The organism is Rhizobium sp. NLR8a (assembly GCF_019685235.1).
Classification (GTDB): domain Bacteria; phylum Pseudomonadota; class Alphaproteobacteria; order Rhizobiales; family Rhizobiaceae; genus Rhizobium.
On record NZ_JABDWI010000004.1, the window covers coordinates 85,317 to 110,070 of the forward strand.

The 24,754-nt window shown below is 64.1% G+C and carries 18 protein-coding genes; 3 read left to right on the plus strand and 15 right to left on the minus strand.

Annotated elements, in window-relative coordinates; all coding sequences use genetic code 11:
• Positions 1 to 8: 8 nt before the first annotated feature.
• From HJC04_RS08685 to HJC04_RS08715, 7 genes are all read right to left on the minus strand, one after another.
• On the minus strand, positions 9 to 1,346 hold the full coding sequence (locus HJC04_RS08685) for an HlyD family type I secretion periplasmic adaptor subunit (protein ID WP_259668832.1): 1,338 nt from the start codon (positions 1,344 to 1,346) through the stop codon (positions 9 to 11).
• A gap of 18 nt (positions 1,347 to 1,364) precedes the next feature.
• Positions 1,365 to 3,089, minus strand: coding sequence for a type I secretion system permease/ATPase (locus tag HJC04_RS08690; RefSeq protein ID WP_221145780.1), 1,725 nt, complete (start codon positions 3,087 to 3,089; stop codon positions 1,365 to 1,367).
• Positions 3,090 to 3,171: 82 nt separating this feature from the next.
• Entirely contained in the window at positions 3,172 to 6,729 is a 3,558-nt protein-coding gene (locus HJC04_RS08695; RefSeq protein ID WP_221145783.1) for a DUF5801 repeats-in-toxin domain-containing protein, read from the minus strand.
• Between the two features lie 615 nt (positions 6,730 to 7,344).
• A complete protein-coding gene (locus HJC04_RS08700; RefSeq protein WP_210629480.1) occupies positions 7,345 to 7,740 on the minus strand; it encodes a GFA family protein in 396 nt (131 codons plus the stop codon).
• Positions 7,741 to 7,750: 10 nt separating this feature from the next.
• Positions 7,751 to 9,277 (minus strand): S10 family peptidase, encoded by a 1,527-nt coding sequence (locus tag HJC04_RS08705; protein ID WP_210629479.1) that lies wholly within the window; start codon positions 9,275 to 9,277, stop codon positions 7,751 to 7,753.
• A gap of 88 nt (positions 9,278 to 9,365) precedes the next feature.
• Positions 9,366 to 10,655: an MFS transporter gene (locus tag HJC04_RS08710; RefSeq protein ID WP_221145785.1), complete on the minus strand. Its 1,290-nt coding sequence runs from the start codon at positions 10,653 to 10,655 to the stop codon at positions 9,366 to 9,368.
• Positions 10,652 to 11,329, minus strand: coding sequence for a FadR/GntR family transcriptional regulator (locus HJC04_RS08715; protein ID WP_210629477.1), 678 nt, complete (start codon positions 11,327 to 11,329; stop codon positions 10,652 to 10,654). The genes HJC04_RS08710 and HJC04_RS08715 overlap by 4 nt, the downstream gene beginning before the upstream one ends.
• Before the next feature lie 506 nt (positions 11,330 to 11,835).
• Here HJC04_RS08715 and HJC04_RS08720 point away from each other — a divergent pair.
• On the plus strand, positions 11,836 to 12,648 hold the full coding sequence (locus HJC04_RS08720) for a class II glutamine amidotransferase (protein WP_221145787.1): 813 nt from the start codon (positions 11,836 to 11,838) through the stop codon (positions 12,646 to 12,648).
• Positions 12,649 to 12,685: 37 nt separating this feature from the next.
• Here the strand turns inward: HJC04_RS08720 and coaBC are convergent, their stop codons facing one another.
• Both coaBC and HJC04_RS08730 read right to left on the minus strand, forming a co-directional pair.
• Entirely contained in the window at positions 12,686 to 13,894 is a 1,209-nt protein-coding gene (gene coaBC, locus HJC04_RS08725; RefSeq protein WP_221145789.1) for a bifunctional phosphopantothenoylcysteine decarboxylase/phosphopantothenate--cysteine ligase CoaBC, read from the minus strand.
• A gap of 198 nt (positions 13,895 to 14,092) precedes the next feature.
• The gene (locus HJC04_RS08730; RefSeq protein ID WP_210629474.1) at positions 14,093 to 14,857 is read right to left on the minus strand and encodes an SDR family oxidoreductase; all 765 of its coding nucleotides are present in this window, start codon (positions 14,855 to 14,857) and stop codon (positions 14,093 to 14,095) included.
• A gap of 126 nt (positions 14,858 to 14,983) precedes the next feature.
• Here HJC04_RS08730 and HJC04_RS08735 point away from each other — a divergent pair, with 126 nt between their 5' ends.
• Both HJC04_RS08735 and HJC04_RS08740 read left to right on the plus strand, forming a co-directional pair.
• Positions 14,984 to 15,889 carry a LysR family transcriptional regulator gene (locus tag HJC04_RS08735; RefSeq protein ID WP_210629473.1) on the plus strand — a complete coding sequence of 302 codons (906 nt, stop codon included), beginning with the start codon at positions 14,984 to 14,986 and terminating at the stop codon, positions 15,887 to 15,889.
• Positions 15,890 to 15,922: 33 nt separating this feature from the next.
• Positions 15,923 to 17,161, plus strand: coding sequence for an MFS transporter (locus HJC04_RS08740; RefSeq protein ID WP_221146012.1), 1,239 nt, complete (start codon positions 15,923 to 15,925; stop codon positions 17,159 to 17,161).
• 80 nt (positions 17,162 to 17,241) lie between these two features.
• Here the strand turns inward: HJC04_RS08740 and HJC04_RS08745 are convergent, their stop codons facing one another.
• The 6 genes from HJC04_RS08745 to HJC04_RS08770 all read right to left on the minus strand — a co-directional run bounded on the left by HJC04_RS08745 (position 17,242) and on the right by HJC04_RS08770 (position 24,747).
• Complete coding sequence (locus tag HJC04_RS08745; RefSeq protein ID WP_210629472.1) at positions 17,242 to 18,903, minus strand: urocanate hydratase; 1,662 nt, start codon at positions 18,901 to 18,903, stop codon at positions 17,242 to 17,244.
• A gap of 67 nt (positions 18,904 to 18,970) precedes the next feature.
• Positions 18,971 to 19,300, minus strand: coding sequence for a TfoX/Sxy family protein (locus HJC04_RS08750; RefSeq protein ID WP_064800414.1), 330 nt, complete (start codon positions 19,298 to 19,300; stop codon positions 18,971 to 18,973).
• A gap of 3 nt (positions 19,301 to 19,303) precedes the next feature.
• Positions 19,304 to 20,401: a DUF917 family protein gene (locus HJC04_RS08755; protein ID WP_221145791.1), complete on the minus strand. Its 1,098-nt coding sequence runs from the start codon at positions 20,399 to 20,401 to the stop codon at positions 19,304 to 19,306.
• Entirely contained in the window at positions 20,382 to 21,662 is a 1,281-nt protein-coding gene (locus tag HJC04_RS08760) for a Zn-dependent hydrolase (protein WP_210629470.1), read from the minus strand. The genes HJC04_RS08755 and HJC04_RS08760 overlap by 20 nt, the downstream gene beginning before the upstream one ends.
• Positions 21,659 to 23,038, minus strand: coding sequence for a dihydroorotase family protein (locus HJC04_RS08765; RefSeq protein WP_210629469.1), 1,380 nt, complete (start codon positions 23,036 to 23,038; stop codon positions 21,659 to 21,661). The genes HJC04_RS08760 and HJC04_RS08765 overlap by 4 nt, the downstream gene beginning before the upstream one ends.
• Positions 23,039 to 23,169: 131 nt before the next feature.
• Positions 23,170 to 24,747 (minus strand): aromatic amino acid lyase, encoded by a 1,578-nt coding sequence (locus HJC04_RS08770; RefSeq protein ID WP_221145793.1) that lies wholly within the window; start codon positions 24,745 to 24,747, stop codon positions 23,170 to 23,172.
• Positions 24,748 to 24,754 lie beyond the last annotated feature (7 nt).

The window sequence follows — 24,754 nt, forward strand, 5'->3', positions numbered from 1 at the left end:
GGCTGCGGCTATTTTTCCCGCATCGCCCGGCGGAAGTTCTGTGTGATCGGCTCGGCGAGGTAAGAAAGCACGGTGCGGGCACCCGTCCGGATCATTGTCTCGCTCGACATGCCGGGCAGGAGTTTGCGGCCGTCCAGCTTGGCAAGCTCGCTCTGGTCGATCACGACGGTCGCGGCGAAATAAGGCGCGCCGCTGCGCTCCTCCACCATCCTGTCGGCCGATACGATCTCCACGACACCGTCGAGCGGCGGCAGGTTGTAACGGGCAAAGGCCGGGAAACTGACGCGCGCCGGCTGTCCGGGAGCGATCGTCTCGACGTCTTCCGGTCTGACCATGGCCTCGATGACGAGCTGCTGTCCCATCGGCACGATCGTCATCAGGGTCTCGCCGGGTTTCACCACGCCCCCGGCCGTATGGACCTTCAGGTCCATGATAATGCCGTCTACCGGCGCGACGACACTGGTGCGGGCAAGGACGTCCTTGGCGGACCGCTCCTCCTGCCTGAGGTCGAACAGTTCCGCCTCGACCTTGCTCAACTCCTCGACGGCCTCGTTCAGCTGCAACGTATTGAGGTTGACGATCTGCATGTCGATCTCGGCCATGGCGCTCTTGGCGCGAGCGATGGCTGCGACATTGGTCGCCCGCTCCCCTTCGACTTCCCGCTGTTGCCGTCTGAGCAGCAGCCAACGCTCGCGGGTGACCAGGCCGCGCTTGACGAGGCTCTCAAGATCTCTGGTTTCCCCCTCGAACACCTCGATCTGCTTGTCCTCGGTGACGATGAGTTCCTGCAGTCCCGTTATCTCTTCCTCGGTCTGGCGGCGGCGCTGGCTGAGAATTTCTCGCTCGTCCTTCAGATTGTGGTGCTTGGCCGAAAACACGTCACGTTGGGCGGCAACGGCGTCCTTTGCCGATTTGCTGGGGTTTGCAAGCAGGGCCGGATCGAACTCGATCTCGGCTTTGCCGTCACGCTCCGCCCTCAGGCGAGCGGCCAGCACCTCGCGCGTTGCGATCCGGTTCTGGACCAGATCAAGCCTCGCCTTGGCCTGCGTGTCATCGAGTTGGAGGAGGACCTTGCCCGCCCGGACGATATCGCCGTTGGCGGCGGTCAACCCGGCAATGATGCCGCCCTCGAGGTGCTGGATGAGCTTGCGGTCACCGGCGACCTTGACAAGGCCGGGCGCTACCGCGGCGCTGTCGAGCGGCGCAAGCGTCGCCCAGCCTCCGGCCATGCCGAAGAACAGGAACATGATCGCAAAGCCGGTGAAAGTTAGGCCCGTGAGACGCAGCGGGACCGGTTCCGGGGGCGGCGAAACGGGTAACGGAACGACCTTCATGTCTTTTTTCATGGCGGTTTCGTTCCCTTGCTACTTCGCCACGATCGTCGGCATTTGAGCGACCTTGCGCACGCGCGCAGCGAGTTCATTGAAGACATAGTCGCGTGGACCGAAGAGATCCTGCTGGCCCCGGTTGAGGACGAGTATCTTGTCGACCGTCTCCATGATATTCGGTCGGTGCGCGATCAGGATAACGGTCGTGCCCGCCGCCTTGATCGTGCCGAGGGCTGAGATCAATGCCTCCTCCCCGTCGCGGTCGAGGTTGGAATTGGGCTCGTCCAGGATGACGAGCGCCGGGTCGCCGTAGAGAGCCCGGGCCAATCCGATGCGCTGGCGCTGTCCGCCCGACAGGACCGCGCCGGATTCGCCGATCTCGGTGAGGTAACCTTTCGGCAGCCCCTTGATCAGGTCGTGAACGCCCGCGAGCTGCGCGGCCTTGACGACCTTGTCGAAGACAACCGGGCTGATGGTGGCGAAGCGGCAGATGTTTTCGGAGACGGTGCCGGCGAAGAGCTCGATATCCTGGGGCAAGTAACCGACATGATGACCACGGTCCTCCGCCGCCCATTGGGCGACATCCATGCCGTCAAGCAGCGCACGCCCCCCGGACGGACGCCAGGCGCCGGCCAAAATTCGCGCCAGGCTCGTCTTGCCGGCCGCGCTCTGGCCGATCAGGGCCATGGATTCACCCGGCTCGAGGTGGAAGCTGATCCCTTTCAGAATATGTTCGCCGCCCTGCCGGGAAAGCACGATGTTGTCCGCCTCGAATCGGCCCATCGGCCGCGGCAGCGCCAGAACCGGGCTTGCCTCGGGGTGCTGGCCTGCGACGGCGGTGAGGCGTCGGTAAGCGGCCCGCGCTCCGACTGTTGCCTTCCACGTGCCGATCGCCTGTTCCACAGGCGACAATGCGCGCCCCATCAGGATGGAGGCGGCAACCATGATGCCGGGGGACGCTTCGTTGCGAAGGACGAGATAGGCCCCAAGTCCCAGTATGCCCATTTGCAGGGCCAGCCGGTGACAACGAGCGATGGCGGAGATGATGCCGCCACGGTTGGCGGCAACCACCTGGCCTTTGTTAGCTTCGTCCTGCTGCAGCTTCCAGCCTTCCAGCAAGGGCTTCAACATGCCCATCGCCTGGACGACTTCCGCATTGCGGATCGCTGCCTCCGCCTGGAGATAGGCCCGCGACTGCGCGCCGGCGGCCTCGGTCAACGGCTTGCGTGTCAGCCATTCATTGAGCAGGGCCAACGCGAAAAGCACCGCTCCGCCGCATAGCGCCAGCCAGCCCAGCCAGGGGTGCATGAAGAAGATGGCGGCGAAAAACAAGGGCGCCCAAGGTGCGTCGAGGATCGGGAAGATGCTGGGGCTGGTGAAAAAATTCCGTACCTGGTCGAGGTCACGCAGCGGACGGGCGTTGGCCTGGCCGGGCGCCGAAGCGGCATATTCCACCGATGCGGTCAGCAGCACCGGGGCCAGGCGTGCGTTCATCCATGACCCGACGGTTGCCAGAAGACGCCCGCGCACCACCTCCAGCCCCGCCATTGCCACCAGTGCGCCGGCCGCCATCAGCGAGAGCATCGCCAGGGTCTCCAGGCTGTGGCTCGACAGCACGCGGTGGTAGACCTGGAGCATGTAAAGCGCTCCGGTCAGCATCAGCACGTTGATGCCCCCGCTGAACCAGAGAAGCGGCCGGATGGCGCGTCTGGCTTCTTTCATCACCACCTGCAGGGCAGGGGGCTGTTTCTTTGTTTTCATCATCATGTCTCTGGCCTACGAGATTCCATGCGCATGCAAAGACAGTAGGGGGCAGCCATGGCTGCCCCCGTCTGGGCAGATGTCAGGCGACGTCGACAAGGATGTGCTGCATCGCTGTCTGATCGCCATCGGCGTCCGCCACCTGGAAGGCGAAGTCGAGATTGGCATCCGGCGTCTGCGTCACGGTCGAGGTGAAGCCGATGTCGGTGATCTTCAGCACGTCGTTGTCGGTGGCGTCGAAATCGACCAGGCTTGACGTCGCATTGCTGCCGCCACTGGCGCCGGTCACCCTGTTGAGGTCGATCGCGGCAGCGGTGCCGGTGATCCCATTGCCCGACTGCATGATTTGCGCACCCTGCAGCACGTAGTCTTCGCCGGCGGCGTTGTAGTCGTTCTGCTCGACGATCACGAGGCCGTCATTATTGTCGAGCGTGAACTCGGTATTATAGGGCGCCGGGACCTGGCCGGTCTTGTAGATGTCGGCGTTCGACACATACATGGCCCGGGTGATCGTCGAATTGTCGTCCGCGTTGCCGGCGATGTTGTCGGCGCCGTTCTTGTCGATCAGGTTGAGGATCAGCATCAGATCCTCGCTGCTGCCGATGCCGTCGAACTTGATGGCCATCGCGCCGGCGGTCGCCGTTGGGGTGAGGGCCTCGTTGGCGATGCCGACATTGCTGTTGAAGAACCGCAAGGTCAGCAGTTCGTCTTTCTGGATCGTGTCGCCGGCAACACCGTTGGTGCTCTGCGTCGCCGACACCCAGGTTTCGTTGGTGTTGCTGACCATCTCGTGCCCGCCGGGGGTGAAGACGGTATCACTGGATGACCCCTCGCCATTGCTCGTGAGGCTGAATGGGTGGGATTTGTCGATCAGGTTGCCGGTGAACTGGACATAGAAGTCTTCGTCCGCCGTTGTGTTCGGATCATCCGCCTGCAGTTTTTCCACCACGATCTGCGGGTGGCCGGTATTGCCCGTCGGCTCCTTGGACAAGAGTTCGCTGGTGTGGAGCACGTCGAAGCTGAAGCCTTCGAGCGGGTCCGTCAGCTGGATCGTGTAGGTGTCGGCCACCTTGTCGAAGACGAGAGTGCCACCCGCCGTTCCGATCTGGTTTCCGGCCGCCGGGTCCTTGTCATAGGTGAAGGTGAAGTTGAACGTCGCGGAGCTCAGGCTCTCCGAGGCGAGCGTCACATTCGAGCTGAGGAGACTGCCGCCGCCGCCGCCAGTGATCGTGCCGGTCAGCCCGATCTGGACGCCGGCTGTCTGGGTGTCCTGGTCGACGAAGTCGGAGCCTGTGGCATAGAACGCGGCCGGATGAATGTCCGCGCCGATATCATAGCCGAAGGCGCCGCTCGCCGATGCGTTGAGTACATTGGCCAGGGTCTCATGCTCGATAGCCAGGGTAGCCGGGTTACCGTCGAACGGCTTTGTGATCGTCGGCCCGTCATCCTCGAAGTTGAGGTTCTGGCCGATATTGCGGATGGCCGAGGCCTGATCACCGTCACCGTCCGTAATGGTGGCGGTCAGGGTGACGAGGTTGGCGTTCGCCAGGGTTCGGCTGTCATCCGGGTCGCTGGCATTGGCATGGACGATTGCTCTTTGCTGGTCCAGGGTGACGACGCCTGCAGTGCTGACGCTGACGGTGAAGACGATTGCGCCGGCGGCGGATCCGGCGCGTCCGACGACATTGCCGCCTTCGAGGTAGAGCAGCACGGACTGGCCGGTTGCGGTGTCGGTGAGGCCGCTGGCACTGCCGGCCTGGCTGATGCCGAGCGCATAGATGGTGGCAGCGGCGCCATCGGCGCCCGCATTCGAGGTGAATGAGGTTGAGAAGTCACCGGTGGCGTTGGTCGTCAGGACGGTCTCGTCGACTGTCACCTGCGGTGGAGTGCCGCTCGCCGTGATGCTGGGCCCGTCATCCTCGAAGTTGAGATTCTGGCCGATATTGCGGCTGGCCGAGGCCTGATCACCGTCACGGTCGGTGATGGTGGCGGTCAGGGTGACGAGGTTGGCGGCCGCCAGGGTTCGGCTGTCATCCGGGTTAGTGGCGTCCGCATGAACGATTGCCCGTTGCTGATCGAGGGTGACGACGCCGGCAGCGCTGACGCTGACGGTGAAGACGATTGCGCCGGCGGCGGATCCGGCGCGTCCGACGACATTGCCGCCTTCGAGGTAGAGCAGCACGGACTGGCCGGTTGCGGTGTCGGTGAGGCCGCTGGCACTGCCGGCCTGGCTGATGCCGAGCGCATAAGTGATAGCGGTGGCGGCGCCGCCATCGGCCCCCGCATTCGAGGTGAAGAAGGTCGAGAAGTCGGCGCTGGCGTTGGTCGCCAGGACGGTCTCGTCCACTGTCAGTTGCGGCGGGGTGCCGGTTGCCGCGATGCTAGGCCCGTCGTCGTCGAAGTTGATGAACGATCCAACTTCTTCATTGTAGGCGTTGCCCACAGCACCGCTGAAGTGCACCTCCTTCACATCGAAGAAGTCTTTCTCGGTGTCGATATTCTTGATGGTAAATCGGTCGAAGGTTCCGCCAGCTCCGCCCGCGGTCGTGAAATCGACCGTCACGCCCTCTCCGACATTCTCGAGGATCAGTCCGGTGCCGGCGAGGTTGACCGTGATACCGAGCTCAGCGGCTGTTTTTGTGACGCCGTTCAGCTTGAATGTCACGCCGGTGATGTTGATCTCGGTATCGTTATCGTCTGTGGGGAATGCAGCGCCTTCGACATTGTCGTCATTGTTATAAGCGTGGATCTCGATATCGGCGACGGTGCCGGTTGGCGTCGACTGCGAGACCGAGAAGCCGGCGCTGAAGACGTTCTCGATGTGAGAGCCGTAGTCGGGCGCGGTTGGCGTGTCGGTGAAATCCTTGCCCGCGCTCTGGGTGCCGCCGGTGATCAGGTCGATCTGGAGCTCGCGGCCGAAACGCACGTCTTGCGATGCGACACCGAGGCCCTGCGTGCTGACGTTGACTTCCGCCTGCACGCCATTGTCGTGAGCGGTGACGAGGATCTTCTGCGGGCTGGCTGCGTCGGCGTCGAGAATATACCAGTTGTTATGTCCGGAAGGGGCATCGTCAAGCTGGCTGAAATTGACCACCGAGGTTGCCGTAACCGACGCAAACACCTTGTTGGTCAGATCGATGCGGTCGTCGGCGTTGTTCGCATCGGGATGGAGCAACGGCACGTACTGGACGGTATAGAGGTCGGCATTGGTGGCGCTGGTGCTGAGGAGTGCCAGCGAAAAGGCGAGCGGCCCAGTCTCGGCCGGCTCGGCGAGCGGATCGGAGGTGCCGATGACGCCGATCACGACGTTTGCATGCGTCGCATCCTGGAACAGCCAGACGTATTTGCCGTCGACCGTGCGAATGCCGCTGTTGACGCCATCCGTGGTGGAGTACGGGGTGCCCGAGGCGTTCTGGGTGAGAACGACCGCGCTGATGGTTTCTCCGGCGCTCGCCGAGGCCACGACGAAATTGCTCTGGTAGGCGACCTCCGGCGAGGTCAGCCCGCCGGCAGCGTCGAGGCCCAGCAGGTATTGCACCGTCGCATTGTTGTGCGGCGCAATCGCCGGGTTGACGTCGTCGTCCTGCAAACCAGTGGTTTCGTCGATGATGAGATCTTGAGTTGTAATATCGAGTGCCATGGAGCTTCTCCCTCGGCTAGCTCGCAGAGGGTCACAGAGCCCGGAAGCCGAACTGCATTCCCGGACCCACCCTCTTGCGTATTGAACTAGAGCTCTCGATCGACTGCGATTGCCGTCGATCGAGAGGGCCAGCTCATTCACAGTTGGAGGGTATTAAGACCAAAGCCCCTATACGCGTTACGGCTAAAGTCCCAATCTACGGCCGTCGCAATAGAATCTCTGAAGATTACATCCAAAGAAATGCAATACGAGGCTGCAAAATTCAGAAGAAATGCGTTGGGTATTGCGGTATCTCGCCGCGACGTATGCGCGATTCTCCCCCCGTTTCCTGTATACTATAAATTGATCTTAGATGCACTTAGCCAGTTCGAGCTAAAAGCGGAGCAATATTAACGGGTTCTCTGTGATCGCGTGACGCTCGGATTCACACTGCTCAGTTCTGGGAAGGCCAGTAGAAGTCGTGAACCGGCGCTCGAAGAGGGTGGCCTTTGGCTTGCGCTCTCGCCACAGGCGGCTCATCACCGTGGTGGGCTCGCAACTCGACATGCAGACCAAGCGGGTGTAACCGAATCCGGTCTACCGTCTCGTTCGACAGTCCTGGTCGTCCTGCTTCCGCTAGTCCTCGCCATCAATTCGCGCCAGCGGCTGAAGATTTTCCACCCACGGCAGGGCCGACCGGCACCATATCTGCTTCCTTGGCGTCAGGTCCCGCCGCTGGTCGATGCTGCCGACACGGATGCCGATCGAGCCGCCTTCGCCATCCGTGCGGTAGAGCGGTGATCCGCAATTCGCACAGAAGAATTGCCGGCTGAGGGCGCCGCTGTCGCCATGTTTCGCATAGCTGCGCGGTTCACCCGAAACAAGCGTGAAGCTTTGCGCCGGGGCGGTGACGCGGTAGGCCGAGCCCGTCAGTCGCTGGCAATCGGTGCAGTGGCAGATCGACACCCGCTCGGGATCGATCTCCGCCTGATAGCGGATCGCGCCGCAATGACATCCTCCCGTTATATGCATCGGCAACTCCTCAATCCGCCGGCTGTGCGGCCGGGCGGGCGGCATAGAAGGTCTTGGCATCCGCCGTAAAGGCGGCCCGTTCATCGGCACTTGTGTAGAACATATGGCCGCCATGGTAGAGTTTCAGCCCGACACGGACACTGGCGAGCGATGGCGGCAGGTGGTCGACCACATAGCGGCTGACGCTGTACGGCGTCACCAGATCGCTGTAGCCATGTGCGATCAGCAGATGGAAGGCCGCGTTCGAAGCGAGCAGCTGCCGGATGTCGTCGGTGGCGCTCGCCTGGAGGCGTGACCCGCCGCGGCCGCCGCCCCAGTCCCAGCGCCGGCTGATGTCGCTGTCGAGCAGCGAATAGGTCATTTCGGTTTTGAAGCCGAGCTCGTTACGGGCATAATCGGCGAAGGCGCCGCCATAGGCGCGCGTGAAGCCATCGAGGATGGCGTCATCGCCGCGGTCGTAATCGGATTCCGGATAGGGATCGGGCGCCGCGAAGGAAGCATCGTAGGGGCTTGCCACCTGGCCGCCGCCGTCCGAGTGCTTGACGAAGGAATTGCCGAGGAAACCGCGATTGCGGGCGACGATATCCTGCGGAATGCCGGTTAGCCCGGCGATTCTGCCATAGAAGGCTGCGGCATCGGCGCCCGTCGGCGGCGGGCCGGCGAGCGTCGTCAAATAGTCGCCGAGCGCGAAACGCTCCGCTTGCCTCTGCTTCTCCTCGGTAAAGCCATTTTGCCGGTCGAGTTCGGCCGCAGCCAGCGATGGTAGCTCGAGCGCCGCGCCGAGCGCGAACTGGTCGGCATTGAACATCAGCTGCCCTTCGAGCAGCGGCGAGAGCATCACGGCGCCGGCGACGACGATGCCCTGGCTTTCCTGCAGGGCGGAGGCGACCTTGGCGGCGCGGAAACCGCCATAGCTTTCGCCGAGCAGATATTTCGGCGAGTTGGAACGATTATTATGCGCGACATAGAGCGCGATCGCCTTGGCGATGCTCTGGGCATCCGAGTTGACGTTGTAATAGTTGGAGGCGTCGTCCGCCTTCGCCGTCCGGCTCCAGCCGGTCCCGATCGGATCGATCAGCACGAGATCGGTAAAATCGAGCCAGCTTTGCTCGTTATCGACGAGTTTCGCATGGGCGCCGTCACGTGCCTGCGGCCCGAAATCGAGCACTTTGGGCCCGACCAGCCCGAGATGCAGAAAGGCGGAGGCTGCGCCCGGCCCGCCGTTGAAGGCAAAGGTCAGCGGCCGATCCGACCCGCCACCGCTGGCGACATAGGCGGTGTAGAAGATCGCGCCGGTTTGCGCTCCGTCCTGACCGAAGAGATCGAGAGTGCCGGCGGTCGCGGTGTAGGCGATCTTCCGGCCGTCGACCGTCAACTCGTGCTCCGTGACGGAGTCGGCCGGCAGCAGCTTCAGCACGCCGTCGCGCGCACTGCGCTCGACATTTGCCTGGCGCCCGCCGCTTTCCTGCGCTGGGGAAAGGGCAGGCCCCAGCGACGCCATCAACGCGGTGAGCAGAAACAGGGTTCGTATGCGCACGATTTGTCCTCCGGGCGGATGCAGGCTGAGATAGCGTAGCATCCGCGGCTGACGACCGGCATCAAGAGATGGTGATGGACCGGTGTGGCTAGACTTTCTCGACCGCGTGCACATTCACCTCCAGCGCTCGGCCGGCCCTCCAGCCGTTGATCGCGGCCCCCAGCCCGAGCGCGATGAACAGAACCGCGCACCAGGAAAAGCTTCCGGTCCAGCCACGGATGAGGCCGACGATCAGCGGGCCGATTGCGGCGAGCAGATAGCCGACGCATTGCGCCATGCCGGAGAGATGGGCGGCCACATCGGGATCGCGCGAGCGCAGCACGATCGTCGTCATGGCGGCCGCGATCAGTCCGCCCTGGCCGATGCCCTGCAGCACCGCCCACAGCCAGACGCTCGAAAGCGGCGCAAAGAGCAGCCCGAGCAGAGCGGTGACGGCGACGCCGCAGAGGCCGGCATTGATCAATCGCTGATCGCGGCCGCGCACGGCGATATGCGGCACAACGAGGCAGGAGGCCGCCTGCACCATCACCGAGAGCGAAACGATCGCCCCGGCCGTGACGCCGTCGAGCCCGCGTTCGCGCAGGATGGGAACCAGCCAGCCGAAGACGCAGTAGGCAAGCGCCGATTGCAGCCCCATGAACAGCGTCACCTGCCAGGCCAGCCGGTCCCGCCAGAGTCCGTCGACGCGAAAGCCGTTTCGCCTTGCTTCGGCACCGCCGCGAAGGACCTGCGGCAACCAGATGAGGCCGACGGCGAGCGCCGGCAGCGCCCAGGCGGCGAGCGCGCCTTGGAGAGAGCCGCCGAGCGCATGTTCGATCGGCAGCGTCAGCCCGGCCGCACTGGCAGCACCTGCGCAGAGCGCCATCGTATAAAAGCCGGTCATCAGCGCGGCGCGCGTGGGGAAGTCCCGCTTCACCAGTCCCGGCAGCAACACGTTGCCGACGGCGATGCAGGCACCGGCAAGGGCCGTGCCGATAAAGAGCAGCGGCACGGAGGAAAGCCCGCGCATGGCTGTGCCGAGCGCAAGCAGCAGGACAACGCCGAGCAGTGTGCGTTCGGTTCCGATGCGCTGGGCAAGACGAGGCGCAAGCGGCGAGAAGACGCCGAGGCAGACGACCGGAAGCGTCGTCAGCAGACTGGCGCCAAGCGCGCTCAGCCCGAGTTCGGAGCGGATCTCCGGCAGCAGCGCCGAGGCGCTCGAAAAGACCGGGCGCAGGTTGAAAGCGATCAGCACGAGGCTGGCGCCGAGCAGCAAACTGTCTGCTCCATCCCGTACCGGCACTGCCTGCGGGGCGGGAAAGCTGCCTGCCTCGGCATCGATCAGCCATTCGTCGGCCACGTCAAGCGTGTTGGCGGCATTGTTGGAAGGCGTGTTCATGACAGGATCATCCGATCGAGTGCAGCAAGAACGGGCGCCATGAATCGGCGCACCGCCGCATCCGCCTGGCCGGGATCGCCGGTGTCGATCGCATCGACGATATCGACATGCGCCTGCATGTCGGGTTCGGGAATATCCTTGCCGAGCGTCGCCGCAATCGTGTCGGCGATCGAAGCCGAGAAGAAATCGTAGATCTCGATCATCGCCCGATTGCCGGAAGCAGCGATGACCGCCTTGTGGAAGGCGAGGTCCCGTTCGATGAAGGCGGCTTCATCGCCGCCGGCGTAACTGCCGCGTTCGTTCAGCAGCCGGCGCAGCTCGGCAATCGTCTCCGGCGTCTTGCGCATTGCTGTCAATCGTGCCGCCTCGACATCGAGTGCTAAGCGCGCTTCGAATTGATCGCGCAGGCTGGCGCGCCGCGCCATGGTCAGCGGCCGGCCGGCGTCGCTGGTCGAACGCACATAGGTGCCCGACCCCTGCCGGGTTTCGAGATAACCCTGGGAGACAAGAACCCGCACTGCCTCGCGCACCGTGCCGCGGCTGACGGAGAGCATGGCCGACAACGAGGCCTCGTTCGGCAGCTTGTCGCCGACTGCCCAGCGCTTGCCGACAATGTCGCTGCGGATTGCCTCGATCGCCTCATCGGCGAGATTGGTCTTGCTGAGCGCCTGCATCTTCTACTCATAAAGTCATCAGATGACTTTATGAGTAGAAGAATTCCGATCATGCGTCAATGTCGGAAACTCAGGCAACAAAAAAGGGCCGCCTCGGCGACCCTTTCCATGAGTTTGGCCTCGAACTGGCCTGGACTGTCAAAGCAGCCCCAGGAAGGCGGGTCTTAGAGCGAGGGCTGCCTCGCTTTCATCACCACTTCCATGCCCGATACGAGGTCCGAAATCTCATTAGACATTGGATCACCTTCCTTTCGTTCTGTTGCTGATAGGGAAAAGGTAGGACGATTCGCGCCAGATGCAAGAAGAAATTGCACTCGAGACATCCACCTGGGTCGGACCCGCGTTCACAAAAGAACACAGGCTTTTGCCGAATTTGAAGTTCCACTCGGTCACCAAACCGTCATGATCGGCCTGCAAATCAGTCGCGCGTTAAGCTGTTATTAGCCGTGGCGTTCGACAATTTAGAGCATGCCCGCCGATGCCGCGGGTTCCGGAGCAAAAGAGCCATGTGTCGCTGGGCAGCCTATCGCGGAGACCCTCTCTACCTTGAGGAGCTGGTATCCTCGCCCGCCCATTCGCTGATCGAGCAGTCCCATTGCGCCACCCGCGCCAAGACGGCGACCAATGGCGACGGCTTCGGCATCGCCTGGTATGGCGACAGGCCCGAGCCCGGCCGCTACCGCGATATCCTGCCGGCCTGGTCGGATTGCAATCTCAAGAGCCTGGCGCGGCAGATCCGCTCGCCGCTCTTCCTCGCCCATGTCCGCGCCGCCACCGGCGGCGGCACGCGCCGGGACAATTGCCATCCCTTTACCCACGATACTTGGTCATTCATGCACAACGGCCAGATATCGGGCTTCGAGCGCTTGCGCCGGCCGATGGAGGCGACGCTTGACGACGAGCTGTTCAATGCCCGCAGCGGCACGACCGATTCCGAGCTGATGTTCTTGCTGGCGCTGCAATTCGGCCTGCGCGAGGCGCCGATCGCCGCTATGGCTGACATGATTGGTTTCGTCGAGGATCTGGCCGAAAACACCATCGGCTCGATCCTGCTGCGCTTTACCGCCGCCTTCTCCGACGGCAAGTCGCTCTATGCGATCCGCTATGCCACGGATCGCAAGGCGCCGACGCTCTATGCCTCGCCCGTCGGTGCCGGCTACTGCCTGGTCTCCGAACCGTTGAACGACGATGTCGACGCCTGGGCGGAGATTCCTGATGGCAGCGCCGTCATCGTCGGCAAAAACAGTATCGATGTCGCGGAATTCCGGCCGGAAAAGCCGAGCAAAGCCAAATCGCAACGCATGGCTGTCTCGGCATAATCCTTTCCGAAAAACGGGATCGATTTTCGATGAGGGATTATGCGCGGAAGCGTTCGGCGATCAGCGCCGCCAGCCTTTCGGCGACCTCTTCCTTCGTCAGGTCTGGCCATTGCTCGACGCCGTCGTGGCGAATGAGTTTGACGCTGTTGCGGCTGCCGCCCATGATGCCGGTCGCAGGAGAAACGTCATTGGCGACGATCAGGTCGGCGCCCTTTCGCTCGAGCTTCGCCTTGGCATTGCTTTCCACGTCCTGCGTCTCGGCGGCAAAGCCGATCACCAGCCTCGGTCGCATCGTGTGATGTCCGAGGGTCTTCAAGATGTCTGGGTTCTCGGTCAGCGCCAGCGTCGGAATGGATTCACCCGGATGTTTCTTCAGTTTCTGGTCGGCGGCCGAGGCCACCCGCCAGTCTGCCACCGCCGCCACCATCACGGCGATATCGGCCGGCAGCGCCGCCAGCACGGCATCGCGCATCTCCTCGGCCCGCTCGACATGGACAACATTGGTGCCGATCGGGTCGGCGATCGACACCGGCCCGGAGACCAGCGTCACGTCGGCTCCGAGCTTCGCCAGGGCTGCGGCGATCGCGTGCCCCTGCCGGCCGGAGGAGCGGTTGGCGATATAGCGCACCGGATCGATCGGCTCATGGGTCGGTCCCGAGGTGACGATCGCCTTGCGTCCTTTCAGCGGCTTTTCCCCCTCCTCGAGCATGGTGTCGGCCGCCGCGACGATCGCCAGCGGCTCCGCCATCCGGCCGAGCCCCGCCTCCCGGCTCTCAGCCATCTCGCCGACCATCGGCCCGACGAAGCGCACGCCGTCGTCCCTGAGTCTCGCCGCATTGCGCCGTGTCGCCGGATGCGCCCACATTCTGGGGTTCATCGCTGGTGCGGCCAGCACCGGCCTGTCGGTCGCGAGAAGCACGGTCGAGGCGAGATCGTCGGCTAGGCCGTTCGCCATCTTCGCCATCAGGTCGGCGCTGGCGGGGGCAATCAGCACGAGGTCGCAGTCGCGCGCCAGCCTGATATGGCCGACATCCTGTTCGTCCTGCCGCGAAAACAGATCGACAAAGACGTGGTCGGCAGCCAGAGCGCCGACGGCAAGCGGCGTGACGAATTCCTGCGCCCCCTTGGTCATGACCGGACGCACGCTCGCGCCGCGCTCCCGCAGCCGGCGGATCAGATCCAGGCTCTTATAGGCGGCGATGCCGCCCGAGATGATGAGGAGGATGCGTTTGCCGCTGAGAGCCATGGTCTTGTACCCGTCGCTTTTCTGACCGGCCTCGACCCTAAGCCTTTGGCGGAGAACATGCAATCGCGCGGACGACAGGTATCGGATCTGCTCGAGACGGGCGACTGGTTGCGTCGGCGAGGACCCCTCCCCAACCCCTCCCCACAAGGGGGAGGGGTCTTTCCGCGCCCGACCCTGGTCGATGGCGGCAGCCCGGTCTCAACTGCGGGTGATCGAGATGCCGCCGTCGACCAGCGAGGCCGTACCGGTGACGAAGCTCGCATCGTCGGAGGCGAGGTAGAGTACCGAGCGGGCGACTTCATCCGGTGTCGCGACGCGTTTCAGCGCGTGCATATTGGTGATGGCGGCCTGCTTGTCGGGCGTATTGTTCACGTCGCGGTACATGTCGGTATCGACGGCGCCCGGCAGGATGGCGTTGACGCGCACGCCCTGCGGTCCGAACTCGGCGGCCAGCGCCTGCGTCAGGCCGATCAGGCCGGATTTGCTGGCGGCATAGGCGGCAATGCCGGGAAAGGCGAAGCTGTAGCCGACGAAGGTCGAGGTGAAGATCACGGAACCGCCGCCATTGTTCGTCATCGCGACGATCTGATGCTTGGCAGCGAGAAAGGAGGCGGTCAGATTGACGGCCAGTGCCTCGCTGAAGCCTGCTTCCGAGATACCGGTGCTCGGCCCAGCTTCGCCGATGATGCCGGCATTGTTGAAGGCGATATCGAGCTTGCCGTAGTTGGTGACGGCAGCCGCGACCAGCGCCTTATGATAATCTTCCGAGCGGACGTCGCCTGCAACGGCGATGGCTTTGCCGCCTTCTGCCTCGATCTCCGCGACCAGGCTGTCGAGTTCACGCTCGCGACGGGCGCCGACGACGACCTTCGCACCTTCGGCCGCAAAGAGCTTTGCCGTGACGCGGCCGATGCCGGAGCTTGCGCCGGTAACGATCGCGACCTTGTTGTTTAAGCGGTTCATGGTTCCATCTCCTGTTGTTGATCCGAGGCGGCCCCTGCCGTCCCTTTCGTTGACCAGAAGATGGCATGTTCATTTCGTTCGGGTTAGTCTCCAGATTAAGGAACTCGAATTCGGAAATACCGAACGATGATCAGGATAGAAGGCATTGCGGCTTTCGTCGCCGTGGCGGAGGCAGGCTCGGTCAGCGAGGCGGCCAGGAGGCTGCGGCTCTCCAAGTCCGTCGTCAGCGAAAGGCTGGCGGAATTGGAGAAGTCGTTGGGCGGCGTCCTGCTGCACCGAACGACCCGCAAGCTCACCTTGACGGAGGACGGATCTGCATTTCTCGAGCGCGCCGCGCGCATCGTGCGTGAGATTGACGAGGCCGCCGCCGACATGGCCGAGCGGCGCGGCACGCTGTCCGGCCCGATCCGCATCGCCGCCCCGGTCACGTTCGGCCGCATGCATCTCGGCCCGGCGCTCTACCCCTTTCTTGCCGACCATCCCGACATCGAGTTGACGCTCGACATCGATGACCGCCGCGTCGATGCGGCCTCGGACGGCTACGACGCCATCATCCGCAACGGCCCGATCGCCGACAGCCGACTGGTCGCCTGGAAGCTCACCCGCAGCCGCCGGCTTCTCTGCGCTTCGCCGGATTATCTCGCCCGCGAGGGAACGCCATCGTCGCTCGCCGATCTGAACCGCCATCGCGGCGTCTTCTATACCAATCGCGGCGTTGCCGACTGGCGCTTCGAGACCCCGGAGGGGGCGGTCGTCGTCCGCGCCAAACTGGCGCTCGGCATCAACAATGGCGACATGCTGCGCGATGCCGCGATTGCCGGCCTCGGCATCGCCCTGCTGCCGGCCTTCATCGCCGGCCCGGCCATTCGCGAGGGCCGGCTTGCCGAAATCGATGTCGGTCACAGGCCGGAGGCCGAATTCATCTATTTGGCCCATCCCGAGGGCCGAAATCCCTCGGCCAAGCTCCGCGCTATCGCCGATCACTTGAGGAAGAGCTTCGGGGATCCGCCCTATTGGGATCCAGCGGGTTAACACATGAATTCGAACGCCCACCAGAATGAAGATATGCCGCCGCCAGCGCGAACCGTGAAAACCGTGATCGCAGGAGAAAAGCATTACCTGACGCGCGGCACAGGCGCCTATCGCCGCGCCAGCCTGGCGCTCTTTCTCTCCGGTTTTTCCACCTTCTCGCTGCTCTATTGCGTGCAGCCGCTGCTGCCGGTCTTATCGCAGGAGTTTTCCGTCAGCCCGGCCGGAAGCTCGCTGTCGCTGTCGCTCTCCACCGGTTTCCTGGCGGTTGCCATCGTCTGCGCCGCCGCCGTCTCGGAAGGCCTTGGCCGCCGCAGCCTGATGTCGATATCGCTGGTCGGTGCGGCGTTGCTGACGATTGCTACGGCTTTCGCCCCGAATTGGCATCTGCTGCTCGTCATCCGCGCCCTCCAGGGTCTCGTTCTCGGCGGCGTGCCCGCCGTCGCCATGGCCTATCTTGCCGAGGAGATCGATCCCCGCGGCCTCGGCGCCACCATGGGCCTTTATGTCGGCGGCACGGCCTTCGGCGGCATGTCCGGCCGCGTGCTGACAGGCATCTTCGCCGAATATCTTGGCTGGCGCCCGGCGCTCTTCTTGATCGGCGCCATCGGACTTGCCGCGGCGATCGGCTTTATCGCCCTCCTGCCGCCGTCAAAGAATTTCGTCCGTCGGCCGGGTTTCGATCCGCGTTTTCACGCCAGAGCCTGGCTTGGCCATCTCAGAAATCCGGCGCTGCCCTTCCTCTTCGCCATCGCCTTCCTGGCGATGGGCTCCTTCGTGACGATCTACAATTACGCTGGTTTCCGCCTCATGGCGCCGCCTTACGGCCTCAATCAGACCGAACTCGGCTTGATCTTCACCGTCTATCTCTTCGGCATCGGCGCCGCCTCGATCGGCGGCCTGCTGGGAGACCGGATCGGCCACTTTCCGGTGCTTCTCTTCGGCCTCGCGCTGACGGCCGCCGGCAGCGCATTGACGCTCTTCGCGTCGCTGCCGTCGATCATCCTCGGTATCATCGTGCTGACGACCGGCTTCTTCATGAGCCATTCCATCGCCAGCGGCCTTGTCGGCAAGCTTGCCCTCGGCAACAAGGGGCACGCTTCATCGATCTACATGCTGGCCTATTATGTCGGCTCCAGCCTCATCGGCTCGGCCGGCGGCTGGTTCTTCGCGGTCGAAGGCTGGGCAGCCGTCGTCATCTTCACCCTTGCCATGCTGGCGCTCGCCTTTATGTCGGCCTGTGTCGCGCACCACTTCGCAAGGAGAAAGGCATGATCAGCATCGACCGTCTCGGCCATCTCGTGCTGACCGTCGCCGATATCGCCGTCATGCTTCAGGTAAGGCCCGCCCTTGAATCAATCTAGTCTGAGATAGGGCACGTCCTTCCTCGCCACCTCATCAAGCGCCTCGTCATATCCGGCATCGGCATAGCGCATCACGCCGAGCGCCGTGTCGTTGGTGAGCGCGTGGTCGAGCCGTTCTTCGGCGGCATCGGTGCCATCGGCGATCACGGTGACGCCGCAGCTCGTCATGTAGCCGGCATAGCCGCCGCCGCCGGAATGGACGACGACGAGATCGGCCATCGAGGAGCAGAGCATCATCGCATCGATCAGCGGCCAGTCGGCGATCGCGTCGGACCCGTCCTTCATCCGCTCGGTCATGATATTCGGATGCGCCATGGCGCCGGCATCGAGATGGTCGCGGGAGAAGGCGACGGGACCTTTCAGCACACCGCTCGCCACCAGCGCATTGACGCGAAGAGCAAGCGCCGTACGTTCCCCATGTCCGAGCCAGGCGATGCGTGCCGGCAGCCCCTCGAAGGGCACGTGCTCGCGCGCCAGCCGGATCCAATTGGTGATGATCTTGTTGTCGGGAAACATCTCGATGAGCAGGTCGTCAATCCGGGCGATATCGCTCTCCTCGCCCGACAGCGCCATCCAGCGGAACGGCCCGATCGCCCGGGCAAAGAGCGGCCTGAGATAGGCCTCGGTGAAGATCGGAATATCGAAGGCGTTGGCGACACCGCCCTCTTTCGCCTGCGTGCGGATGAGGTTGCCATTGTCGAAGACTTCGGAGCCCTTCTTCTGGAACTCCAGCATCGCGGTGACATGATCAACGATCGAGGCGCGGCTTGCCGCCATCAATTGCCCCTGGCCGTCGTCGCGCAGGCCTCTGACCTGATCAAGGCTCATGCCCTTCGGTACGTAGCCATAGACGAGGTCATGCGCCGAGGTCTGATCGGTGACGATATCGGGCACGATGCCGCGCCGAGCGATCTCGGGATAAACCTCCGCCGCATTGCCGACGAGGCCGACGGACAGCGCCCGCTTCTCCTTCGCCGCCGCATCGATCATTTCAAGCGCGGTATCGAGATCGGGAGCGATTTTCTGGAGATAGCCGATCTGCTGGCGTTTTCGCGCCCGCTCCGGATCGATGTCGACGCAGAGGATCGCCGCGCCTGCCATGCGGCCGGCGAGCGGCTGCGCCCCGCCCATGCCGCCGAGGCCGGCCGTCAGCACGAATCGGCCATGGAGATCGCCGCCGAAGCGGCGTTCGGCGATGCGCATGAAAATCTCGTAAGTGCCCTGGATGACGCCCTGACTGCCGATATATTGCCAGGCGCCGGCCGTCAGCCCGCCCCAGCAGATCAGCCCTTTGCGCTGCAGCTCGTAGAACACTTCGGCCTTTGCCCATTGCCCGACGATGTTGCAGTTCGCCATGATGACGAGCGGCGCCTTTGCATGGGTCTTTACGACCCCGATCGGCTTGCCTGACTGGATGAGCAGCGTCTGGTCCTCATCCATCTCCGTCAGCGCCTTGACGATGCCCTTGTGCGCCGGCCAGTTGCGCGCTGCCTTGCCGAGCGCGGCATAGACGATCAGATTGTCGGGATCCTCGCCGACGGCGAGCACGTTTTCGAGGAGCCGCAGCAGCGCCTCCTGTCGCCAGCCCTTGGCACGCAACTCCGGTCCGCCGGGAATTGGAAATTTCGGATGGCGTGGATTGGCCTTCGGCATCACGGGTTCCTCGCTTGGTTCTCTGCTTTTTCCTTCTCCCCGCTGGGGAGAAGGGGAAGCTAATTGGTCACTTGCCCGGCAGCGATTCCACATAGGCAAGCGCCGCATCGAGCAGACGCCGTCTCAGGGCATCGTCGCCGTAAGCCTCGGCGGAGGCGCGCAGCCAGCCGTGCATGACCCGCTCGCCCATCAGCATCCGGATTACGCCGGGCAGAGCCAGCGCCCAATCATCATTGCCCTTGCCGAGACGGATCAACATGCCGTCACTGCGCGCGCCGCAGAGAAGATTGCCGTTCAGCAGGAAGGCGCGGCCGCCGAACATGGATTTTTCGCTGAGGCCAGGGCGATCGCCGAGTTCCTCACGCAGCAGTTCTTCAAGGCCGGGATCGCGTGCCATGGCTCAGGCCTTCGCCGCCAGTGCATAACGCGCGATCTCGATGCCCATAGCCTTTTCGACGACGGGATAAACTGTCGGATCGAGCACGCTAGCCGACAGCGGAATGATATCCATCGGCACATGCAGGATGAAGACATGCATGCCCGCCTGCAACTGCCCGACGCTCAGCGGCTCGCCCTCAGACGACAGCGTAGTGATCACGGCGGGGAAGGTCGCAAGCCGCCCGCCGCCCGCATCGTCCACGGCCATGTATTCGTTCATCACATGCAGCGTCACCGATTTATCACCCGAGCCGACGGCGATGGTGCCGATATCGAAGGCTTCCTTGGTATAGACGACGTCCTTCCGGCTGATGACGCCTTCGGCGAGGACATGCCCGCCCGTCGTCCTGCAGATCGCATCGATGACCGCTGGCCCGCCCCGCTTCTCCGCCGCAATGATCGCTTCTCCGAGCGCAAGCGCCATCGAGATGCCGCCGAGGGCCGCATGCGCCCTGATATAGGAGGCCCGGAGCGGATTGCGGCAGCTGGCGATGAAACCGCCGGACTGATCGGCGGCGGCGCGCAACACCGGCGAGATCTTTGCCGTCGCGCCCTTCACCACCAGCTCGATGTAACGGTTTTCGGCCCTGTTGCCGCCGACGGCGGTCTGGATCATCGGCTCGGGTGAGGCGGCCATGCCGATCGAGCCCATGTCGCCGGTCGGGTGGGCGCGGATATCGCCGACGGCATCGACCACCTTGGTGCCGAGGATCGCCGACGGCAGCCAGCCGTTCAGCGTCGAGGATTTGCCGTTCTGGCCGATGATCAGCCCGGAGAGCCTTTCGCCGAGCGCCTCCTGCAGCAATTGCACCGCCTTCACATAATCGACGCCCTGCATTTCCCAGGGCGTCGTGGAGGCCGGCGCGCCGATCGCGGCCGCAGTGGCGATCCAGTCGTCATCCTTCAATTCGTCGACCGATACCAACTCCGGTTTGCCGATGGTGACGGCCGCAAGCCCAAGCATCCGCCCGTGATCGGCCCAGCCGCCGCCGCCGGCGGCATAGACGGAGCCGCCTTTGACGGCGGCTTCGACATCCTTCTCAACCAGTATGCGTCCCATCGGCCTTCTCCCGCTTCGAATCCTTGTCCATCTCGCGCACCGCTTGGAAAAGCACGGCTGCGCCGAGCGCGATATCGTCATTGTCGGCCCATTCGTCGGGGCAGTGGCTGCGACCTCCCCGGCAGGGCACGAAGATCATTGCCGCCGGTGCCACCTTGGCGATCCAGGCGGTATCGTGCCCTGCGCCGGAGGCCATGCGCCGGTATTTTGCGCCGACGCGTTCGCAGGCGGCCTCCAGCGTCGAAAGCAGCGCGGCATCGCTGGGCGTCGGCAGATTGTCGGAAACCCGATTCGGCGCCTCGATCGTCACGCCGTAAGCGGTCGCCAGCTTTTCGACATGGCCGTCGAGCCAGCGGCAGAAGGCCTCCATATCTGCGCGGATTTCCGCGCGCCCGTCGATCAGCAGCACGACCTTGGAGGGCACGACATTGGCCGCATTCGGCTCGATCCTGAACTCGCCAACTGTCGCCGCGAAATGCCCCGGCGTTCTGGCAAGCTCGGCGGCGGCGTTGCGGATGTCGAGCACCAGCTCCGAAGCCGCGACCAGCGCATCCGCCCGCCTGTCCATCGGCGTCGTGCCGGCGTGGTCGGCCCGCCCCTCGATGGTGATCTCGATACGGGTGATGCCCGATATTGCGGTGACGATGCCGATATCCTCCCTTTCGGCTTCGAGCACCGGCCCCTGCTCGATATGGAGCTCCAGGAAGCCTGCCAAATCGGGCCGCTTCTGCCGTCCCAGCACGCCAGGCTCGCCGCCCACCTGGGCGATGCCGCCGGCAAGATCGAGGCCGCCGCTTGCCCGCGACAGCCAGGCTTCCGGCAATTGCCCGGTCATGCCGCGGCTGCCGATGCAGGAGACACCGAAGATGCTGACCTCCTCGGCAAGAAAATCGATGATCTCGAGATCGTGGTCCAGTTCCATGCCGTGGTCACGAAGCGCCCGCGCCACCTCAAGCGCCGAGACCACGCCGGCAATGCCGTCGAAGCGGCCGCCGTCCGGCACCGTGTCGGAATGCGAGCCAAGCATGATCGTGCCGAGCCAGGGTTTCCTGCCGGTGCGCCGGCCGATCAGATTGCCGGCGGCATCGATCCGCGTTTCCAGCCCTGCCGCCTTCATCCGCGCCTCGATATAGGCCCGGCCTTCCAGAAAGACCGGCGTGAAAGCCCGCCGTGTCCAGGCGCGCGCCGGCTCGGTAATATCGGCAAGCGCCTCAATATCTTCAGCGATCCGGCCGGCATTCACGGGAAGATTGCGGCTCATGCGGCTGCTCCCGAAATGACCTGGCGCGACGGCGGCCGGACGAATCGGCCGGTGCCGGGCGCGGCCAGCACCTTGCCGCCCTCGGCGATCCTTTCGCCGCGCAGATAGGTGGCGGAGACGGTCCAGGGCAGGCGAATGCCATTATACGGGCTCCAGTCGACGACGTTGTTGCCGCTCGCAGCCGCATCATAGGTGCTTTCGCGCGGCTCCAGCACGGTGATGTCGGCGTCCTTGCCTGGTGTCAGCGCCCCCTTGATGTGGTCGAGCCGGAAATGTTTCGCCGGATTCTCCGCCATCAGCCGCGCCGCCCAGGTCAGGGGAATGCCGCGCTCGAGAGCGCCTTTGACGAATAGCGGCACCATAACCTCGAGGCCGGGAACACCGGATGCATTGGCGAGCATGTCGGGATTGGTCTTGCGGTTCTCCGACCAGCTGACGTGATCGGTCGAGACCAGCCAGACGTCGCCCTCGGCCACTTTCCGCCAGAGCCGCTCCACTTCGGCGCGCGGCCGAACCGGCGGATTGATCTTCGCCTTGCCGCCGAGGCGCCTCACGTCGTTTTCCTCGTCCAGCGTCAGGTAATGGATGCAGCACTCGACAGTCGCGGCAAAACCGTCGCGGCGGTAGGCGCGCGCGATGTCATAGCCGCGCCCGAGCGAGCAGTGCACCACATGTGCGGGGCAGCCGGTATCTGCCCCGGTCTCGAAGATCGTGTGCATCGCCAGGAGCTCGGTAATCGCCGGCCGAGACAGGCCGTGCGCCCGCCAGTCGGTGATGCCGCTTGCCTTCACCTGCTCCATATAGCTGCGCACGGCCTCGTCATCCTCATTATGCACGCCTGCCGTCAGCCCAGTCGGCGCGATTGCCGCGAAGCAGGCCTCGAGCAGGGCAGGCGGAATGCGCGGAAATCGTCTGGGATCGGTACCGAAGGTCGAAAACTTGAAGGCGGCGACGCCGGCCTCGACCATCTCCGGGATTCGCGCCGGGCCTTCTTGCGGATCGATGGTGCCGTAAAGCGCGAAATCGACACGCGCCTGCGGGGCGGCATGGTCGATCTTTCGCTTGACCGCCGCCGCCGAGCAGACGAGATTGCCCTCGTCATAAGGCATGTCGACGATCGTGGTCACGCCGCCGGCCGCTGCCGACCGCGTCGACCAGACGAAATCCTCCTGATCCTTCTGGGACAGCGAATGCACCTGCGCATCGATGGCGCCGGGCAGGATCAGCGCTCTTCCGAGCAGATGCCGTTCGCGCGCCGCGGGCGGCACGCCGAGGCCGACTTCGGCGATCTTGCCGGCGTACACGGCGACATAACCCGCTTCGACGATGCGGTCCGGCAGCACCACCGTGCCCTGCAGAACGAGATCGAAGTCCATGCCGCTTCCTCCTAGACTGACGTCGGAACCGTTGCCGGCTGGAGCGTGATGCCAAGGCTTGAACGCCTTTCGGATGGATCACGCACCGGTTAATGTAGAGCAGGATTGAGATTTTGGGCCTCGGCCCACAATCATCCTGCTCGGCTGGCCAGGCGCCCTTCGATGGGCTCCGGCGAACCGAGAGCGAAGAAATCGTCGAAGGAGGCGATCGGAACCTGCTCGGTCAGCTTCGCGAGAAAATCGTCCGATCCGAGCTCTTCCTCGATCGCCTCCACCTCAGCTGAAAGCGGCCGGTCGACGGTGTAAAAAGCCGCATGTTTGCGCACGACCTCATAGAGCATGCCGGCCACACCCTTCGGTTCATCGCCGAGAATGTCGATCGCCTGGGCAGACAAGAGCGCCTCGAGAGCGGCGAGGCGCTTCAGCGCCTGCATCTGCCGCTCGAAGCGCTCGATGACCAGCGGCAGGAAGGCGGCCTCGTCCTCCAGGCCGGCCGCAACGACCAGCGACTGCGCCGAAACGGGACCGGACATCGACAGGACACGCGAGAAGATTTCGCCGGCAAGCTTGATGATCGGCCCGAAGCCGGTGGCGATCCGTCCCGGCGGCACGAGGTTGACCGGCAGGTCGCGCCGCTGGCCGTTGCCGAGAATGACGCAGCGGTTGAAGGCGTTGCGCGCCGCATGCGCCATGCAGAGTGCGGCCGATTCGAGCAGGATCGTCACATCGAGCGGAAGCGAACCGCCTGATGTCATCACCCGGCCCTCGACGACGACAGGATTGTCGTCCGAGCGTCCGGTGGCGGCAAGGATCTTGTGACCGGTCGAAAGCAGATTTTCGATGACGGCGCCGAACACCTGGGCGATCATGCGCAGGCTGAGCGGATCCTGCACATGCGTTGCAACCGGCCAGTCCCATTCGTCCGAGGCGTTGCAGAGCCAGGCGCCGATCAGCGCCTCGCGCGCTGTGCCGACATGGCGCACTGCCTTCCAGGGATCGCGGGAGGCGCCGAGCGCGCCGGCCGCCATCATCCCGGTGGCGAGCAGGATGCGGATCGAGGCCGCGGCATTGCGCGTCGTCTCCGCTGCCGCCGCAAAGCTCACCGCATTGACGCTCAGCGAAGCGAGGCTGTCGCGCGGCGCCATCCGCACCGGTTCCAGCCCCGCTGCCCGGAAAGCGTCGGCCGCCTGCATCCGGCTGCCGCGGTAAACTGCTTCGCCGACGCCGGTCAACACCGCGCCGATCTGTCCCATCAGGCCGATATCGGCGCAGCCGATCGAGCCGGTGCGGCGCACGACTGGGATGAGATCGGCCTCGAGCATTCTGATATAGGCCTCGATCAGCTCCGGCGTGCAGCCGACCTGGCCGGTCAGCGCCGTGTTGACGCGGATGGCCATGGCGTTGCGGACCACATTGCAGGAAAAGGGCGTGCCGGTGCCGAAGTGATGGGCGCGCACCAGGCCGAGATTGAAGGTGTCGAGTTCGTCGGCCGACCACTCCACGTCCTTCATGGCGCCGACGCCGGTCGTCGATCCGTAAACGGGCGTGCCTGAAGCAATCGCGTCCTCGACGATCTCGCGGGCAATCGCGATGCGGGCCATGCCGGTCGGTGAAGCCGAAATCCTCGCCTTGCCGGCACCAATCGTCACCATCTCGGCAAAACCGAGCGGTCGTCCGGAAAGTTCGATGCCAAGGCGTTCGTGCTGCATGTGCCGT

Excerpts from the sequence above, each read along its gene's own strand:
- HJC04_RS08695 (WP_221145783.1), bottom strand. The coding sequence starts at position 6,729 with ATGGCACTCGATATTACAACTCAAGATCTCATCATCGACGAAACCACT.
- HJC04_RS08700 (WP_210629480.1), bottom strand. The coding sequence starts at position 7,740 with ATGCATATAACGGGAGGATGTCATTGCGGCGCGATCCGCTATCAGGCG.
- HJC04_RS08770 (WP_221145793.1), bottom strand. The coding sequence starts at position 24,747 with ATGCAGCACGAACGCCTTGGCATCGAACTTTCCGGACGACCGCTCGGT.
- HJC04_RS08735 (WP_210629473.1), top strand. The coding sequence starts at position 14,984 with ATGATCAGGATAGAAGGCATTGCGGCTTTCGTCGCCGTGGCGGAGGCA.
- HJC04_RS08715 (WP_210629477.1), bottom strand. The coding sequence starts at position 11,329 with ATGCAGGCGCTCAGCAAGACCAATCTCGCCGATGAGGCGATCGAGGCA.
- coaBC (WP_221145789.1), bottom strand. The coding sequence starts at position 13,894 with ATGGCTCTCAGCGGCAAACGCATCCTCCTCATCATCTCGGGCGGCATC.
- HJC04_RS08760 (WP_210629470.1), bottom strand. The coding sequence starts at position 21,662 with ATGAGCCGCAATCTTCCCGTGAATGCCGGCCGGATCGCTGAAGATATT.
- HJC04_RS08730 (WP_210629474.1), bottom strand. The coding sequence starts at position 14,857 with ATGAACCGCTTAAACAACAAGGTCGCGATCGTTACCGGCGCAAGCTCC.
- HJC04_RS08710 (WP_221145785.1), bottom strand. The coding sequence starts at position 10,655 with ATGAACACGCCTTCCAACAATGCCGCCAACACGCTTGACGTGGCCGAC.
- HJC04_RS08755 (WP_221145791.1), bottom strand. The coding sequence starts at position 20,401 with ATGGGACGCATACTGGTTGAGAAGGATGTCGAAGCCGCCGTCAAAGGC.
- HJC04_RS08685 (WP_259668832.1), bottom strand. The coding sequence starts at position 1,346 with ATGAAAAAAGACATGAAGGTCGTTCCGTTACCCGTTTCGCCGCCCCCG.
- HJC04_RS08765 (WP_210629469.1), bottom strand. The coding sequence starts at position 23,038 with ATGGACTTCGATCTCGTTCTGCAGGGCACGGTGGTGCTGCCGGACCGC.
- HJC04_RS08690 (WP_221145780.1), bottom strand. The coding sequence starts at position 3,089 with ATGAAAACAAAGAAACAGCCCCCTGCCCTGCAGGTGGTGATGAAAGAA.
- HJC04_RS08750 (WP_064800414.1), bottom strand. The coding sequence starts at position 19,300 with ATGGCACGCGATCCCGGCCTTGAAGAACTGCTGCGTGAGGAACTCGGC.
- HJC04_RS08740 (WP_221146012.1), top strand. The coding sequence starts at position 15,923 with ATGCCGCCGCCAGCGCGAACCGTGAAAACCGTGATCGCAGGAGAAAAG.
- HJC04_RS08745 (WP_210629472.1), bottom strand. The coding sequence starts at position 18,903 with ATGCCGAAGGCCAATCCACGCCATCCGAAATTTCCAATTCCCGGCGGA.
- HJC04_RS08720 (WP_221145787.1), top strand. The coding sequence starts at position 11,836 with ATGTGTCGCTGGGCAGCCTATCGCGGAGACCCTCTCTACCTTGAGGAG.